At 56.9% G+C, this 16715-nt stretch carries 11 protein-coding genes and 1 pseudogene; 7 read left to right on the plus strand and 5 right to left on the minus strand.

What is annotated here, in order from left to right; genetic code table 11:
• Nucleotides 1–934 precede the first annotated feature (934 nt).
• The 3 genes and pseudogenes from A1830_RS04815 to A1830_RS04825 form a co-directional block, all read right to left on the minus strand.
• A pseudogene (locus tag A1830_RS04815) lies at nucleotides 935–2065 on the minus strand (L,D-transpeptidase family protein); the annotation flags it as partial.
• 221 nt (nucleotides 2066–2286) lie between these two features.
• Nucleotides 2287–4101 (minus strand): glycoside hydrolase family 15 protein, encoded by a 1815-nt coding sequence (locus A1830_RS04820; protein ID WP_067702562.1) that lies wholly within the window; start codon nucleotides 4099–4101, stop codon nucleotides 2287–2289.
• Nucleotides 4098–4673, minus strand: coding sequence for a DedA family protein (locus tag A1830_RS04825; RefSeq protein WP_067702565.1), 576 nt, complete (start codon nucleotides 4671–4673; stop codon nucleotides 4098–4100). Before A1830_RS04825 ends, A1830_RS04820 begins: the two co-directional genes overlap by 4 nt.
• Nucleotides 4674–4901: 228 nt before the next feature.
• Here A1830_RS04825 and A1830_RS04830 point away from each other — a divergent pair, with 228 nt between their 5' ends.
• Together A1830_RS04830 and pbpG are read left to right on the plus strand one after the other, a co-directional pair.
• Nucleotides 4902–5492, plus strand: coding sequence for a Yip1 family protein (locus A1830_RS04830; protein WP_067702568.1), 591 nt, complete (start codon nucleotides 4902–4904; stop codon nucleotides 5490–5492).
• Between the two features lie 174 nt (nucleotides 5493–5666).
• Nucleotides 5667–6614 carry a D-alanyl-D-alanine endopeptidase gene (gene pbpG / locus A1830_RS04835; RefSeq protein ID WP_067702571.1) on the plus strand — a complete coding sequence of 316 codons (948 nt, stop codon included), beginning with the start codon at nucleotides 5667–5669 and terminating at the stop codon, nucleotides 6612–6614.
• A gap of 4 nt (nucleotides 6615–6618) precedes the next feature.
• Here pbpG and A1830_RS04840 read toward each other — a convergent pair whose 3' ends face one another.
• Nucleotides 6619–7158 (minus strand): GNAT family N-acetyltransferase, encoded by a 540-nt coding sequence (locus A1830_RS04840; RefSeq protein ID WP_067702574.1) that lies wholly within the window; start codon nucleotides 7156–7158, stop codon nucleotides 6619–6621.
• Between the two features lie 196 nt (nucleotides 7159–7354).
• Between A1830_RS04840 and A1830_RS04845 the strand changes: the two genes are divergently transcribed.
• Together A1830_RS04845 and A1830_RS04850 are read left to right on the plus strand one after the other, a co-directional pair.
• Nucleotides 7355–9799: a DUF3772 domain-containing protein gene (locus tag A1830_RS04845; protein ID WP_067702577.1), complete on the plus strand. Its 2445-nt coding sequence runs from the start codon at nucleotides 7355–7357 to the stop codon at nucleotides 9797–9799.
• A 1-nt stretch (nucleotide 9800) separates the two neighbouring features.
• Nucleotides 9801–10055, plus strand: a complete 255-nt coding sequence (locus tag A1830_RS04850) for a hypothetical protein (RefSeq protein ID WP_067702581.1) — start codon at nucleotides 9801–9803, stop codon at nucleotides 10053–10055.
• Here A1830_RS04850 and dld read toward each other — a convergent pair.
• Nucleotides 10006–11739 (minus strand): D-lactate dehydrogenase, encoded by a 1734-nt coding sequence (dld, locus tag A1830_RS04855; protein WP_067702584.1) that lies wholly within the window; start codon nucleotides 11737–11739, stop codon nucleotides 10006–10008. The two genes, A1830_RS04850 and dld, sit on opposite strands and share 50 nt — an antisense overlap.
• Before the next feature lie 194 nt (nucleotides 11740–11933).
• Here dld and bglX point away from each other — a divergent pair, with 194 nt between their 5' ends.
• The 3 genes from bglX (at nucleotide 11934) to A1830_RS04870 (ending at nucleotide 16431) form a co-directional block, all read left to right on the plus strand.
• Complete coding sequence (gene bglX / locus A1830_RS04860; protein WP_067702587.1) at nucleotides 11934–14231, plus strand: beta-glucosidase BglX; 2298 nt, start codon at nucleotides 11934–11936, stop codon at nucleotides 14229–14231.
• A gap of 101 nt (nucleotides 14232–14332) precedes the next feature.
• Nucleotides 14333–15202 (plus strand): oxygenase MpaB family protein, encoded by an 870-nt coding sequence (locus A1830_RS04865; protein WP_067702590.1) that lies wholly within the window; start codon nucleotides 14333–14335, stop codon nucleotides 15200–15202.
• 119 nt (nucleotides 15203–15321) lie between these two features.
• The gene (locus A1830_RS04870; RefSeq protein ID WP_067702592.1) at nucleotides 15322–16431 is read left to right on the plus strand and encodes a suppressor of fused domain protein; all 1110 of its coding nucleotides are present in this window, start codon (nucleotides 15322–15324) and stop codon (nucleotides 16429–16431) included.
• The last annotated feature ends 284 nt before the right edge of the window (nucleotides 16432–16715 follow it).

The following is a 16715-nucleotide window of genomic DNA, read 5'->3' on the forward strand; positions in this document are numbered from 1 at the left end:
AGATTCCCGGAAACTCTTCGCCAGATATGAATGCGTACAGGAAATATGCAATGACCAAAATAGTTGGGATATGAAGAAAATCAGAAGACTGGGAATGCACAGTTTATTGTGACTGGTTTTTTCGTGGTGCAGATAAATGACCTGAATAGCGGCCCCAAAAACTAAATCGAAAAGTGAGCCGAATCCTGCGCGAGAGCAAACCTTAACGGGGATAGGCTATGAAATCTGCGGACAGATAAACGGTTTTACTCAAAGCGGCCCAGAAGCCTGAGAGGTGGATAATCCCTGCGGGTGACGGGTAATCCGCAGCGCTGCGGCGCAGACGGAGGGCCAGGCGAGGGCAGCAGGGATGCTGCACTCAGGGAGCGGCGGGCAGGGATGCCCGCTCGCGACCGGGCCGTCCGGCCTGGAGTCGGAGCCAAAGGCACCAGGCAAAGCCTGGCGTGAGGACGTCCGGCACCCGCAGGGATTATCCACCGGCTCCTCAGATATCGCAGCCAGCACAACCCACCGTCACCGCTGGGATTATCCACCGGCTCCTCAGATATCACAGCCTGCAACCCACAAAAGCTCTCCACCAAATGCCGAAAATAAAAAAGGGCTCATGATCAACATGAACCCTTCCATTCAAAGCTGGTGAAACGCTGCCCGGTAGCTGAAGCGAAATACTACACCCTTAGCTCCAGCAACTCGCCCGCTTTACCGCAGGTTAAAACTATTAACCCGCCGCTACGCTACCCGGCGTCGCGGTTTTCACGGACGTTGACTTATTGTCATAAATTGGGCCTGGCTGAGCAGGTACAACAAACGAACTTTTGCCATCGGCCGGAGCCTGCTGAGCCGGGGCTGCACTGCCGTCGGCCGGAGCCTGCTGAGCCGGTGCTGCACTACCATCGGCCGGAGCCTGCTGAGCCGGTGCTGCACTGCCATCGGTCGGAGCCTGCTGAGCCGGGGCTGCGCTACCATCGGTCGGAGCCTGCTGAACCGGGGCTGCGCTACCGTCTACTGTCGGCGCGGCAGATGCTGCATCCTGATTAACCACGTTGGCACCCTGCTGCGTCGCAGGGGTCATGGGTTCTTCCTTCGGCAATGCACCACTCATCTCCTGCACGGCGATCGCAGCAGGGGCCGTATAGTCGGCACCGCCATTGACCCGCGTTGGAATGCCACTGCGCCTCTTCATGGCGGCGTCCATGGCGTTACTGTCAACGCTGGCATCGCTAACCACTTTACTGACCACTGGCGTAATGGACAGCGGCACCGGTTCACGAGAATTAAACTGCTCCTCGGTCTGCGACAGCGGATTATGCACCTCAACCATACGTGAACCATCAGGCTCCACGCTGGCTTTAATCGGCTGATTGATAAACTGCACGCGCGTACCTACCGGCACATTGTCGTAAAGCCATTTAATATCGTCAGCGCGAAGACGTACACAGCCATGACTCACGCGCAGGCCGATACCAAAGTTCGCATTGGTCCCGTGGATTGCGTAAAGACGACCAATATAGAGGGCATACAGCCCCATGGGATTGTCCGGGCCAGCCGGGAAAATCGTTGGCAGCGGCGAGTCATTAGCTACCGAATCTTCGTGCATTTTCTTGGTTGGCGTCCAGGTCGGGCCATCTTTTTTACGCTCGACCGCCGTCGTCCAGTTCATGGGGGTGTCTTTACCCAGTTCACCCACGCCGACCGGCAGAACAACTACCGTTTTGGTGCCTTTAGGATAGTAATAAAGACGCATCTCAGCGCTGTTAACCACAATACCTTCACGCGGGGCATCAGGCAGGATTAGCTGCTGAGGAATAATCAGTTTGGTCCCGGGCTTGGGCAGATAAACATCGACGCCCGGATTGGCTTCAAGCATGTTACTCAGGCCCATCTGATACTGTGCCGCAAAGGCTTCCAGCGGAAGTTTGCTGTCCTGAGGAACGGTAATTTCCAGATTTTGACCAATCAGACGGCTGTTTGCCGCAGGCAGCGGGTAAACCACGGCAAAGGCTGAATGGCTGTATGCCGTAACGGTCAGGACTAAAGCGGCTAATGCGCGGATGCTCTTTTTCATATTTTCTAAGATGTTGCGCCATGTAAACGGTGGATAGATGAACCTGTGCCGCTTAGTGTGAGCGGCTGCACATTATATGGTCATAACCCCGGGGAATAAACCGGGATTTTAACTATTGCGGTAACTTTACGTATATTTCCCGGCCCTGACTGACAGCAAATGGAAAGCCATTTTGTGAAAGGCGGTTGGAAGCAACGATTTCACCGCTCTTCAGGGAGCGATCACGGCTGCCAGAGCGGGTCTTCACCGCTTAGCTTGCGGTTCAGGAAAAATGCCGCGCTAATCAGCGCCAGGTGGCTTAGGGCCTGGGGGGTATTACCCAGGGCATAGCCCTGACTGTCAAACTCTTCGGCGTACAGCCCCAGCGGGTTGGCGTAGCTCAGCAGCTTCTCAAATTCAAAGTGAGCCTCATTCACCCGACCCGCCCGCGCAAGGCACTCCACGTACCAGAAGGAGCAGGCAACAAAGGATCCTTCGGTTCCTTCCAGCCCGTCAGAAGGAGTCTCCGCCAGATTATAGCGGCGCACTAATCCGTCGCTCACCAGCTTCTCTTTGATAGTATCCAGCGTTGACAGCCAGTCAGGATCGGTTGCGCCGACAAAGCGCACCAGCGGCATCAGCAGCATCGAGGCATCAACATAATCGCCGTGGCGCGTGGCGACAAAATGACCGCGATCCTCGTTCCAGAAATTGGCCCAGATATCTGCACGAATCGCATCCCGGGTCTCCGTCCAGCGCGTCCAGGGCACCTCAAGCGAGCGTTTCTCTCCCAGCCTCACCGCCCTGTCCAGAGCAACCCAGCACATCAGGCGCGAATGAAGAAAATGCTGCGGCTCGCCGCGCATCTCCCAGATCCCGGCATCCGGCTGATTCCAGTTGTCACACAGATAATCGATCATGGTGGTGACGTGCATCCAGCCGCGGTGGGAGATCGCTTCACCGTACTTATTCGCCAGATAAATGGCATCCATCAGCTCGCCATAGATATCCAGCTGCGACTGATTCCATGCACCATTGCCGATCCTTACCGGCGTGGAGTTGGCATAGCCGGAAAGATTCAGCAGCTCGCTCTCCTGCAACTCGGTGCCGCTGTCCAGTCGGTACATCACCTGGAGCTTTTCAATATCCTGATGGCTGTTTTCAACGCAGCGTCCCACCCAGTGGGTGAAATGTTTGGCTTCATCGACATAGCCAAGACGCATCAAGGCATACATGCTGAATGACGCGTCGCGCAGCCAGGAGGCGCGATAGTCCCAGTTACGTTCGCCGCCCAGCTCCTCAGGCAGCCCGAAAGTGGCCGCGGCCGCAATAGAACCGTGCCTGCGCGACGTCAGCAGCTTAAGCGTCAGCGCCGAGCGGTTGACCATTTCCTGCCAGCGGCCATGGTAGGAGCTTTTTGCACTCCATCGGCGCCAGAAGTTCAGCGTTTGCTGGAAACAGTTCAGCGTGGCCTCATCATCAAGCGATTTATCGTCGGCGCTGCCGAAAATAAATTCGCGGTGTTCGCCTGCCTTAAGGGTGAAGCGGGCGGTGGCCGCGCTGCCGTCCAGGGTAAAATCGACGTTGCCGCACAGCCGCAGGGTGGGCTGATCGGCGGCAGTAAACAGTACGCTGCCTTCGCTCAGGCTGGCCGAGGTGGTCGCGCGGGCATAGTCGTGAACGGGTGCGCAGCGCAGATTGATAGTGGCTTCGCCGTGCAGCACCTTTATTCGCCTGATCAGGCGTGGGCGATCCTCGTCTTCCTGGCAGACGGGCATATAGTCGGTGATCTCTGCCACGCCCTGACTGTCCAGCCAGCGGGTTTGCAGCAGGGTGGTATCGGGCAGGTAGAGCTGCTGACGGCGGGCATCAGGCCAGTCGGGCTGAATGCTGAAAACACCCGCCTCGTCGCCGTCCAGCAGGGCGGTGAAAACGGAGGGGCTGTCGAGATCGGGCCAGCAGAAATAGTCAATGGTGCCGTCGTTGGCAATTAAGGCACAGGTACGCAGGTCACCTATCACCCCGTGATCTTCAATCTTTCGCTTAATTTGACTCATTCTGCCTCTTTCTCGCGCGCCGCGCGCCGCTTAAAGTAAATTCGCACCGCCCAGACCAGACCGAATATCAGCACGACCCAGAAAATTTGTTTCAGATGGCGATCCAGCGTGTGCAGCCAGGGCGCAATGACCTCGCCGCCAAGGTAGCCCAGTGAGACAAAAATCACCGCCCACAGCATCGCGCCAATGATATTCAGCGCCAGGAACTTCTGAGGTTTCAGCTTGCTGGCACCGATAATAATCGGTCCCACGATGCGCAGCCCGTACATAAATCTGACGCCAATAACGAACAGCACGGGCCGTTTGCGGATGAGCCGGTTGGCCTTAGCAATCTGTTTCTGATGCTTTTTAAAGCGTTTAAGGATTGCACTACCGTAATAGCGGCCAATAAAGAAGAGTCCGGTGTCCCCCAGGATGCCGCCGAGCATCGCCACCAGTAGCACCCATCCGTAGTGTAAAAGTCCCTCATGAGCCGCAACGCCGCCCAGCAGGGTGAAGGTTTCCCCTTCGGCGATACAGCCGATAAAAAGCGCCAGATAACCGTATTGTGATATCAGCCCGTTAACATCCATATGCGTAATCTCCTGCGGTTGATGCGCGTAAACCCTTAAGTTTAACCGCTATGGAATAAACCGCCGCGAAAGTTGTGATGAATTGTTTTTTATTCGCTGAATAATGAGGCAATTAACCGAAACAGACCCTGCCTGGAAAATAAACAGTTAAACAGCGCTTATACTCAATAGCATCCACCGCCTGAACGTCTCAGGCTCGTCGAAGCGTCATAGCAGAGGAATGAAAAGATGAACCATGTCTGGGGACTTCTTGCGCATCCCGATCGTGAGATGCGTGATATTAAGCAAGAGAACGAAACGATCTCTCACCATTACACGCACCATGTTTTGTTAATGGCGCTGATCCCGGTTATCTGTGCGCTGATTGGTACCACGCAGATTGGCTGGGATCTCGGCGCGCGACATACCATTATGCTCTCGCTGGCCACCGCCGTCGGGTTGGGGATCCTTTTCTATGCGCTGATTTTAGGGGGCGTGGCGCTGATGGGAAGGGTGATTTACTGGATGGCGCGGGAGTATCCTCAGCGTCCCAGCCTACAGCGCTGCACGGTGTTCGCAGGCTACGTTGGTACGCCGCTATTTATCAGTGGCCTGGTGGCGCTTTATCCGCTGGTGTGGCTGTGCGTACTGGCGGGCGCGCTGGCGCTGCTCTATACCGCTTATCTGCTCTACGTTGGCATTCCATTATTTTTGAATATCGATCGTGAAGAGAGCCTGCGCTTCTCTGGCTCCACGCTGGCGATTGGCATCCTGGTTTTTGAAGTGTTACTGGCCCTGACCGTGGTGATCTGGGGTTATGGCTACCGGCTGATAGCCTGAATTCGCCGCCGGGCGTCCGGCGGCTATTCGGTAACGCCCGGAAACGAATATCCTGTAGTAAATTTTCAATCCTCCAGAGTATGATGCGCGGGCCAGCTCCCGCCGAGTGCCGTTGCGCGGGGGCGGCGTACGGACTCTCCGTACCAGAATCACCTTTCGATTAAGTTTTTAACGATGCCTGCGAAAATCCGCTTATCTCTTTTGACGTTAGCTCTACTTTTTTCTGGTCAGGGCATCCTGAATCAGGCAGTAGCCCGTCCGCTTCAGGCCGATGCTGTGCCTGTATCGCAGCCACAGATCGCCTCGGGTAGCGCGATGATCGTCGATCTTAATACCAACAAAGTGATTTACGCTAACCATCCGGACCTGGTTCGGCCGATGGCGTCGATAACCAAGCTGATGACGGTGATGGTGACGCTTGATGCGCATCTGCCGCTTGATGAGAAGCTTAATGTCGATATCAGCCACACGCCTGAGATGCGCGGTATCTATTCTCGCGTGCGCCTGAATAGCGAAATCAGCCGCAAAAATATGATGCTGCTGGCGCTTATGTCTTCGGAAAACCGTGCGGCAGCGAGTCTGGCCCACCACTATCCCGGCGGCTATGATGCCTTTATTCGCGCGATGAATGCGAAAGCGCGCGAGCTGGGCATGATGCACACCCATTATGTCGAGCCTACCGGCCTGTCGACGCAAAACGTCTCCACCGCCCGCGATCTCACCAGGCTGCTGATCGCCACGAAGCGCTATCCGCTGATCGGCCAGCTGAGTACCACACATGAAGAGATGGCTACCTTTAGCAATCCTCCCTATCAGCTGCCGTTTCGCAACACCAATCACCTGGTGTATCGCCCCGACTGGAATATCCAGCTAACCAAAACAGGCTTCACCAATGAGGCGGGACACTGCCTGGTGATGCGGACAGTGATTAACCGACGCCCGGTGGCGCTGGTGGTGATGGATGCGTTCGGAAAATATACCCATTTTGCCGATGCCAACCGCCTGCGTACCTGGGTAGAAACCGGTAAAGCCTCGCCCGTTCCTGCCGCTGCGCTAAGCTATAAAAAGCAGAAGGCGGCTGAAATAGTCAGCAATGGGGCAGCCGGCAGCGACGTCGAGTAGGGCATCAGCCTTCCTTGTGCTGCGGGGAAGGCGTTAAGGTTTTTTGCATCAGCAGGGTGTCTCGCCATTTACCCTGTTTAAAACCGACGCTGCGAAAGTTACCCGCGATGTCAAACCCCAGATTTTTATGTAATTTAAACGAACCCTGGTTATTTTCGCCATCGCCAATAATTGCCAGCATCTGATGATAACCTGCTTCATTACAACGTTCGATCAGCCTGTTCATCAGCAGGGTACCAATCCCCTGACCGCTAAAATCAGGGTGAATATAGACAGAGTTTTCCAGCGTGAAGCGGTAGGCGGGACGGGGGCGATACTGGGTGGCATAGCAGTAACCTACCACCTGGTCGCCGCGCGCTGCACAGAGCCAGGGAAGGGCGTGCGAGAGCACTTTTTGATAGCGTAACGCTATTTCATGGCTGTCGGGTGGCGTCTCCTCAAAGGATCCACAGCCGTGAATAACGTGCCAGGCGTAAATGGCGGTAATTGCCTCCATATCGCTCTCAACGGCATCGCGGACGGTTATCAGACTTAACGCAGACATAACAGATCATCCCACTATTAAAGTTTGCTGTTATTTTGTCATACAGGCGTCACAAAGACGTCATAGGCAAGCGTTATGACGCCACATTTTCGTGAGTAATCCTATAGCATCAGTTTTGGGAAAAAGCCTAAACTGGCGCGGGTTTTAACGGGTACTGTCTTCGGTGCCATCCATTGTTTGATATCTGGAAATGTTCATGTCTACGTTATTAACCTGGTTTCGCATATTTTTGCTGGCGCTGGTGACACTCACTCCGGTACTGGCGCAGGCAGATGATGACGCATCCGGGCAGAGTCAGGACGCGCCGGTGAAGGTCAATGCCGCCGTCGAACTGCCTAAAATGCAGAAAGTCCTCGATAAAATTAAGCAGCAGGTATCGGGGGAGACCAATGACAGCAAGCTGAGCGCCCTTAATGATATGGCGCTGGAGCTGTCCGGCGACGCCGATACGCTGACGCAGGGAATTACGCCACAGCGCGCCCAGCTGGTGGCGCAGCTGGCGGTTCTCGGCCCGCCGCCGAAACCGCAAAGCGGCGTAAAAGAGACCGGTGAGGTCACCAGCAAGCGTAGAAATCTGGAAAACCAGAAAGGCAAAATTGACGATCAAATCACCCTGGCAGAGTCGATTAAAAGCAGCGCCATTAACCTTTCGGCGCAGATCGTCAACCTGCGTCGGGACGCGCTGAAAACGCAGCTGGCGCTTAACGCGGGCAGTATTTTCGGGCCACATTTCTGGTCGCCCCTGTTTACTCCGCAGAGCGATGACAGCCAGAAGGTCAGGGACTTTTGTGACGAACTGGCGCAAACTGCGGCGATGTCATGGGAACCCGGCTGGCGCCTGGGCACCGTGCTATGGCTCGTGCTGTCGGTGCTGGTCGCCACGCTGGGGCGCCGCTATCTTGAGCAGTTTCTCGCCTGGGTGGGGATTAATCTGTTGCCCGAAGGGCGCCTGCGCCGCAGCTTCCTGGCCGCCGCGACCGCGCTGACCAGCCTGCTGGCTATTGTGCTGGCCTTTAACTTCCTTGATCTGGCCTTTACCCGCCATGACAACGTGGTGGACGACGTCAGGGATTTTGCCGATAAGCTGGTGAACCTGAGCATTTTATGCGGGCTGATTGCCGGACTGGGCAGGGCGTTTTTATCCACCCGCCGTCCCTCATGGCGTTTACCCAATATCTCTAACGAAGTGGCCCAGGCTTTAAAACCCTTCCCGCCGCTGACCGCCGTGCTGGTGTTTGTTTTCCAGACGATCGAAATTCTCAACAGCAGCGCCAATACCAGCGTCAGCACCACCGTTTTTGCTAATGGCCTGACCGCGCTGCTGATTGGCGCAACGGCGCTCTCTATCAGCCTGCGTACCAACCGCGTGCGCCGCAAAATCATCCTTTCCGGCGCACAGCCGGAGGCGAAATCGACGCTGGTCGGTCTGATCCAGATGGCGATAACGCTGGTAGGCGTGGCGATTATGATCACCCTGCTGATTGGTTACATTACGCTGGCCCGCTTCCTGAGCTATGAGCTTATCTGGATTGGCATTGTTTTCGGCTCATTCTATATTCTCAGCCAGCTGGTGTCCGATGCCTGTGAAACCTTCTTCTCAACCAATACCTCTACCGGTAAAAGCATTCAGCGATCGCTGAACATTGATGAACGCCATCTGGCGCAGGTTTCGACCCTGCTGGGTGCCATCGGTAAAACGTTCCTGGTGCTGGCCGCCGCAATGGCCGCACTGAACGGCACCTTCGGTAGCGGAACGCCGATTGAACTGGTGCAAAAAGCCATTGAGTTTTGGGGCGGGAAGGGGCTGGAGTCGCTGAATATTGTCCCGGCGCACGTGTTGAATGCGCTGCTCAGTCTGGTGGTCGGGATTTACGTACTGCGCTCGGTGAAGCGCTGGCTGGAACATGACTTTCTGCCGAAGACCACCATGGACGTGGGGATGCGCGTTTCGCTGATCACCCTGTTCAGCAACCTTGGCTACGTGGTGGTGTTCCTGCTGGCACTCTCCATTATGGGTCTGCAATGGAACAAGCTGGCGTGGATCGTCAGCGCCCTGTCGGTAGGTATCGGTTTCGGCCTGCAGGAGATTGTGAAGAACTTTATCTCTGGTCTTATCCTACTGACCGAGCGTCCGGTGAAGGTGGGCGACCTGGTGAGTATCAGTGGGATAGAAGGGGATATCCGCCGCATCAACGTGCGCGCGACCGAAATCCAGCTGGGCGATAAGTCAACGGTGATTGTGCCTAACTCACAGCTGATCTCGCAGAACGTGCGTAACGCCACCATGGGCAATGCGCAGGGCGTGGCCACCATCACGCTCACCTTCCCGCTGGATATCGATCCTGAGAAAGTGCGGGATCTGCTGCTGGACGTTTATAACGAAAATGAGCGCATTCTGGATACCCCTGAACCCTCGGTCTCCTTCAAGGATCTGACCTCTGCTGGGATCGTGCTGGCGGTAACCGGTAACGTCGCCAGTCCGCGCCAGGTCTCGGGTGCCAAGAGCGATCTGCTGTTTGATATTCTGACCCGTTTGCGCAAAGAAGGGGTGGTCCTCTCCACGCCGCAAACAATGATCGTCGAGCAGCGTAACGGCAATCTGGTGGTAAAAGAACCCGAAGGATCAGCGACTGAAGGGTAATATGGCTTCTGGCTCTGGCCCAGCGTCGTCGCTGAATCTGGTTTATAAGCTGACTCTGGCTCAAAATGAGATGCTGACGCTGACGCTGACGCTGACGCTGACGCTGACGCTGACGCTGACGCTGACGCTGACGCTGACGCTGGCGCTGACGCTGATGCTGATGCTGATGCTGATGCTGACGCTGAGTCAGCGTCAGCATATTTATCTCACTTCTGGTGACTTTCGCAGTCGCACGCTGCCCAGTGCTTCGCTTTAGTGGTTTTGCCAATTCCTGGATTAAAACTGTTGGTCGGGTCGAGCTGCTGATAAAACGCTCTGAGCTGCGGCTTCGCCTCGTAGAGGTGGCCGACGTTGTGCTCGGCGGGATACTCAGCGCCGCGCGCCGCCAGAATAGCCAGCATCTTCTCTTTTAGCGCGTGGGCGTCCACGCCCTTCTTCACAATATAGTCCTGATGGAATACGTGGCAGAAAAAGTGGCCGTAATAGAGGCGGTGTACCAGCGCATCGTCGAATTCGGCTGGCAGGCGCTCGAACCAGTCGCGATCGTTGCGTTTAAGGGCGATGTCCAGCGCCAGAATATCCTCAACCTCATCGTGATGGACCGCATGATAGCGGACCGCCGCACCGGCTGCGGCAAAACGGTGCAGAAACGCCTTTGCCCCCTCTTCTTTATCGCATTCAAAAAAGGCGCCGTCCGCCTGCTGGAAAAAGGCATCAAGATAGCGACGCGCTTCGTCAATACCTTCACCGGACATTTTCAGCATCAGATGATGCTCAAAGCGGTCGCGATACTGCTTAAGTCGCTTTGGCAGCGGAGAGGGGAGCAGATTAGCGAACTTCTGTAGCAGCCGATCGGTGAAGTTGGGTTTAACAAACGAGAGTTTTTTCAGCAGCGCATCGGCGCGTCCCTTCAGGCTGAAGAACAGCGGCATTTTGTCGGTGCCGAGGCGGTCAATCATCATAAAGGTGTCTTTGCCATAGACTTCGGCAATATCGAAGATATCGCGATGCAGATACTCCCCGGCGACGGGCAGTTCGCGAAACTCCCTGAGGATATGGCGGCGAAGCGTATCCAGCACGGCTGTGTCGTTGGTGCCAATGTAGAAAACCTGCTGAGTCGTATCAGCGGGGAAGGTATCCAGCCGCACCGCAAAGAGCGCCAGCCTGCCTGCGCAGCCGGATGCTTCGTACAGGCGCCGGGCATCGGCATTAAAGCGCGAGGGCGTATCAGCTTCGATATCGCGCACGCGTTCGGCATACTCATGGTCAGAGGCGTGGCGCGTATCGTAGCGGACATCGTCCGGCTGCCAGGTTTCATCATCCAGCCGGCTGAGGATCTGTTCAGGGCTGTTACCCAGTTCGATACCCAAATGATTCACCAGCTTCAGTGCGCCCTGCGCATCAATCTGCGCGTAGAGCGCCATTTCGCTGTAGGCGGGGCCACGGCGAATCAGCGATCCGCCTGAGTTATTACAGACGCCGCCCAGCACCGACGCGCCGATGCAGGAGGAGCCAATCACCGAATGAGGCTCGCGACCCAGCGGCTTCAGCAGCTTCTCCAACTGATAGAGCGTGCTGCCCGGCAGCGCCAGCACCTGCTTTCCCTTATCCAGCAGCTGAATTTTGTCCATTCTCAGCGTGCTGATAATCACGATATCGCGGTCGTAGTCGTTGCCGTTCGGCGTGGAGCCTTCCGTCAGGCCGGTATTGGCCGCCTGCATCAGGATAATCACGTCTGCGCTGACGCAGGCCTGTAGAATGCGCCACTGTTCCAGCAGCGTACCGGGAAAAACCACCGCCAGCGCGTCACCCTCGCCGGAGCGAAAGCCGCGACGATAGCGTTCAGTGTCGCTGGGATCGGTAAGAAGATGCGCGCGCCCGACGATGCGCTTCAGTTCTGCTACCAGCTGCTGAGGGTCCGGGCGTGAAGAATTAAGCATAGGCGTTGTCCTTTTCATTATCACCGCTTAACCTTAGCACTACTCCGCGCGTGCCGGTGGGGTAAAAAAGTCGATCGCGATCCCGCCAGTGGGTTGAATACTATCTGCTATCATCAACTTATGGCACACTGGCGTACCCGTGTCCTGTCGTGAAATCACTCACTGCTCCGCAGTTATTAAGAGAAACCAACCTGATGAAATGGATGTGCTCTGTCAGCCTTGCTGCCGCCCTGGTGCTGCACCCGGCATTAGCTGAGGACCTTAAGGCTCCCCATGCCTTAACGCCGCAAGCCCGCGATGCTTTCGTGACCGATCTGCTGAAAAAGATGACTCTCGATGAAAAAATTGGTCAGCTGCGACTGATAAGCGTCGGGCCGGATAATCCGAAAGAGGCTATCCGCGATATGATCCAGCATGAGCAGGTGGGGGCGATTTTCAATACCGTGACCCGACAGGATATTCGCGCGATGCAGGATCAGGTGATGCAGCTCAGTCGCCTGAAAATCCCCCTCTTTTTTGCCTTTGACGTGGTGCACGGCCAGCGCACCGTTTTCCCCATCCCGCTGGCACTGGCGGCCAGCTGGGATCTGGCGGCGGTGGCTGACGTGGGGCGGATCTCGGCTTATGAAGCCGCAGATGATGGCCTGAACATGACCTGGGCGCCGATGGTCGACGTCACGCGCGAGCCGCGCTGGGGCCGGGTTTCCGAAGGGTTCGGAGAAGACACCTTTCTGACCTCGGCAATGGGGCGGGCGATGGTTGAATCCATGCAGGGTAAAAGCCCGGCGGATCGCTATTCGGTGATGACCAGCGTAAAACACTTTGCGGCCTATGGCGCAGTAGAGGGCGGCCGCGACTACAACACGGTCGATATGAGCCCGCAGCGTCTGGCGCAGGACTATCTGCCGCCTTATAAAGCCGCGCTGGATGCGGGAAGCGGGGGCGTGATGGTGGCGCTTAACTCGCTAAACGGCGTGCCCGCCACGGCAGACGGCTGGCTGCTAAAAGATCTGCTGCGCAATGAGTGGAAGTTTAAGGGCATTACCATCAGCGACCACGGGGCGATTAAAGAGCTGATCAAGCATGGGGTCGCCAGCGATCCGGAAGACGCGGTGCGCATTGCGATTCAGTCCGGCGTCAATATGAGCATGAGTGATGAATACTACAGTAAGTATCTGCCGGGCCTGGTAAAACGCGGGGCAGTAAGTGAAAACGAGATCGACGACGCCGTCCGCCACGTGCTTAACGTCAAATATGACATGGGGCTGTTTAATAACCCTTACAGCCATCTTGGGCCCAAAGAGAGCGACCCTGCCGATACCAACGCCGAAAGCCGTTTGCACCGGGCAGAGGCGCGTGATGTGGCGCGTAAGAGCATCGTGCTGCTGAAAAACCGTCTTGATACGCTGCCGCTGAAAAAGTCCGGTACCCTTGCGCTGATTGGGCCGCTGGCCGACAGCCAGCGGGACATTATGGGGAGCTGGTCGGCGGCGGGCGTTGCTGCACAGTCGGTGAGCGTGCTGCAGGGGCTGAAAAACGCGACGGCTGGTAAGGCAACGGTACTGTATGCCAAAGGCGCTAACGTGACCGATAACAAAGGCATTCAGGATTTCCTCAATCTGTATGAAAAGGCGGTGACGGTCGACGCGCGTACCCCGCAGCAAATGCTGGATGAGGCGGTTGCCACCGCCAGGAAAGCGGATGTGGTTATTGCGGTGGTCGGCGAAGCCCAGGGCATGGCGCATGAGGCCTCAAGCCGCAGCGACATTACCATTCCTCCCAGCCAGCTGGCGCTGATCGATGCGCTGAAAGCGACCGGCAAGCCGCTGGTGCTGGTTCTGATGAACGGTCGACCGCTGGCGCTGGTGAAGGAGAATATGCAGGCCGATGCGCTGCTGGAGACCTGGTTCAGCGGCACCGAGGGCGGAAATGCCATCGCCGACGTGCTTTTTGGCGACTACAATCCCTCTGGCAAGCTGCCGATGTCGTTTCCCCGCTCGGTGGGTCAAATCCCGATTTACTATAATCACCTTAATACCGGGCGTCCTTACGATGCCAACAAGCCGAATAAGTACACCTCGCATTACTACGATGCGGCTAACGGTCCGCTGTTTCCGTTCGGCTATGGTCTGAGCTACACCACCTTTACGGTGTCCCCAGTGGTGATGTCTGCGCCAACCCTGCCGCATAACGGTACGGTGAACGCCAGCGTTACGGTTACCAATACCGGTAAGCGTGACGGCGCCACGGTGGTGCAGATGTATCTGCATGACGACATCGCCAGCATCAGCAGACCGGTCAAAGAGCTGAAGGGCTTTAAGCGCATCATGCTGAAGGCGGGCGAATCACAACGGGTGACGTTCCCGATCGACGTGCAGGCGCTGAGCTTCTGGAATGCGAAGATGCAGTATGTTGCTGAGCCAGGCAAATTCGGCGTGATGATTGGACTGGACTCGGTTCGGACGCAGAATGCAGAGTTCACTTACCCGTAATCTCTGCAGGTAAATCAGCCATAGCACAGCGTTTATGGCCGGGATAAGGGGCGAAATTTTCGCCCCTTATTATTTTGACTCCGCATTAATCAGGAACCCCTATGCTTTCGGTTCGCGACAGGATCCAGCAGCAGGTCTTTCGCCTGAACGGGCTGGCAATGAATGAATTTGATCTCTCTCAACCGGCTGGCGACCCGGGCCTTTACGGCCCGGACAGCGTAATCTGGCGCGTTCACGGCGACTTCTCGTCAATGCTGTGCGGCGGCATATCAGCCCTGCTAATGCAGATGCTGCATCCGCTGGCGCTGGCGGGCGTCTGGGATCACTCCCGCTTCCGGGAGGATATGATGGGTCGCCTGCGGCGGACCAGCCAGTTTATTGCCGTGACCACCTTTGGGAACACTCAGGACGCCGCTACGCTGATTGAGCGGGTGAAGCGCATCCATCTCCAGGTGACCGGCGTAGACGCCGCGGGTAGGCCTTACGCCGCCAGCGATCCGGCACTGCTGACCTGGGTTCACGTGGCTGAAACCAGCCGCTTTCTCGCCGCCCATCTGCGCTATAAAAACCCGCAGCTGAGTCTGGCAGAGCAGGACCGCTACTATGCGGAAGCGGCGAGGGTCGCAGAAGCGCTGGGCGCGGAGGAGGTGCCGAAAACGGTCGCGGCGGTAGAGGACTATCTGGAGCGAATACGGCCCCAACTGCGCTGCGATGCGCGTACCCGTGAAGTGCTTGCTCTGCTGATGAATGCCCCTGCACCCAGCTGGCAGGCAAAACCCGCGATGCACGCGATGATGATGGCCGGTATTGAACTGCTTCCCGAATGGGCGCAGCAGGCATTTGGCTTTCGCTTCTCGCCGCTGAGGCATCGGTTGATTCGCCAGCGCCTTGTCCTGCTTGCCGGTGTTCTGCGCTGGTGTATCCGTCGCGGGGCCTATCATCGGGCAATGCAGCGCATGGGGCGTGATTAAGCGATACATCGGGCGCTAAGGAAGACTTTGAGACTCTTCCTCTTGTTGTGACGTGGCGTAACAGGACATCCTGCTCTATTCTCCGGAAAAGGGATCCTTCCCACCATCGTCGAGGCTATATGAGACCGTCGTACCTGATTGCTGAAGTGGCTAATCAGCAACAAACGCTGATCGCCAGGGTTGAACAGGATGAGCGCACGGCTTATTTCTACCTGTGGCCCGCCGAGTCTTTTCGCAGTCAGTTTGCCGTACGCGGCTGCTGGCTACGTAATCTTCTGCCTGCACCTGCCCGCGAAGACGTAGAGGCCATGGAGCAGGGGATAGCACCGCTGTTAAGCGCCAGCTTCTGTCGCACGCTGGAGGCGGAACCTGCTTTGGACCCTGCTGGTTTACAAATTATTTGGGAACCGTCCGATGACGGTGCGGCGCTTTGGTATCAGGGACAGCTGCTGGCCGTGATCCCGGGCTGGAGTCTGTATCAGAATAAGCAGGTGAGCTTTTCGGCCGGGTGCATTAAGGAAAACCGTCTGACCGCGCCGCTGGGGTCGGCTTCGACCAATGATAATTACGCCCAGGCTGAAAAAAACCGTCTTTTCTGGCGTGACTGGCACGACGCACATCTGTGGGAGCCCATGCAGCGCGATTTGCTTAAGTGTTACGAATCCCACTACGGCGAATCCCTTAAGTATTATGCTATCGATCAGGGGAGCTGGCCGCCGATGGCCATTTCCCAGCACTATCATCAGGGGAGCTGGTTTTTCCTGACGTTGGGGATGAGCATTCGCCCGATGCCCTGGGTCGATTATCTGTATCAGGAGCTGGCCCCACAGTATCGCCGCGCCGAGCTGGCGATGGCGATTGATGCCGAGGTGATGACCGAGGAGAACGCGGTGCAGATGGCCAGTGCGCTGGCAGGTTTCGCACATTTCCCCTGGGCACGGCTTAGCTGGCTGGGGGAGGGGCATACGCTGGAGTCAGCGGTCGCGCCGGTGGGTTTTGAAGGTTTTCTGCTGTCGGGTGAGCTGGGGCGTGAGGAGGGGCAGTTTGCCTTACCTAAGCGCGAGGGTGATAAGGTTAATTTGTTTTGGGCAACGCCGGTGACCACTGCCGAGCGTGAGTTTGCGCAGGCCGATGAGAATGGGGGTTATCAGCTGGTTGAGCGGCTGATGCAATCCGGTGCCGGTCATATTTTCCGGCCCCGCCAGCAGATTGTCGATCCAGAGAGTTAAGCACGAGCATTGCCTTGCGCGTTACTGGCTTAGTGCTGTCACCTGGGGGTTGTGCCCGGTGCCTGGCGCGGCAAGGCTGGGGCAGTCGCCAACGTGTGGTGCCCGGTGTCAGGCGCGGCAAGGCTGGGGTGGTCGCCAACGTGTGGTGCCCGGTGTCTGGCGCGGCAAGGCTGGGGTAGTCGCCAACGTGTGGTGCCCGGTGCCAGGCGGTCCTCGCACCGCGCGTGGCGCGGTCCCTTCGCTCCGCTCGTCGACCTTTCGGAGCGGTCATGACGTGACATCCC

The organism is Erwinia sp. ErVv1 (assembly GCF_900068895.1).
Taxonomy (GTDB): Bacteria; Pseudomonadota; Gammaproteobacteria; order Enterobacterales; family Enterobacteriaceae; genus Erwinia.

Coding starts and splice junctions, on each gene's coding strand:
- A1830_RS04820 (WP_067702562.1), bottom strand. CDS start 4,101: ATGAGTCAAATTAAGCGAAAGATTGAAGATCACGGGGTGATAGGTGAC.
- A1830_RS04825 (WP_067702565.1), bottom strand. CDS start 4,673: ATGGATGTTAACGGGCTGATATCACAATACGGTTATCTGGCGCTTTTT.
- A1830_RS04830 (WP_067702568.1), top strand. CDS start 4,902: ATGAACCATGTCTGGGGACTTCTTGCGCATCCCGATCGTGAGATGCGT.
- pbpG (WP_067702571.1), top strand. CDS start 5,667: ATGCCTGCGAAAATCCGCTTATCTCTTTTGACGTTAGCTCTACTTTTT.
- A1830_RS04840 (WP_067702574.1), bottom strand. CDS start 7,158: ATGTCTGCGTTAAGTCTGATAACCGTCCGCGATGCCGTTGAGAGCGAT.
- A1830_RS04845 (WP_067702577.1), top strand. CDS start 7,355: ATGTCTACGTTATTAACCTGGTTTCGCATATTTTTGCTGGCGCTGGTG.
- A1830_RS04850 (WP_067702581.1), top strand. CDS start 9,801: ATGGCTTCTGGCTCTGGCCCAGCGTCGTCGCTGAATCTGGTTTATAAG.
- dld (WP_067702584.1), bottom strand. CDS start 11,739: ATGCTTAATTCTTCACGCCCGGACCCTCAGCAGCTGGTAGCAGAACTG.
- bglX (WP_067702587.1), top strand. CDS start 11,934: ATGAAATGGATGTGCTCTGTCAGCCTTGCTGCCGCCCTGGTGCTGCAC.
- A1830_RS04865 (WP_067702590.1), top strand. CDS start 14,333: ATGCTTTCGGTTCGCGACAGGATCCAGCAGCAGGTCTTTCGCCTGAAC.
- A1830_RS04870 (WP_067702592.1), top strand. CDS start 15,322: ATGAGACCGTCGTACCTGATTGCTGAAGTGGCTAATCAGCAACAAACG.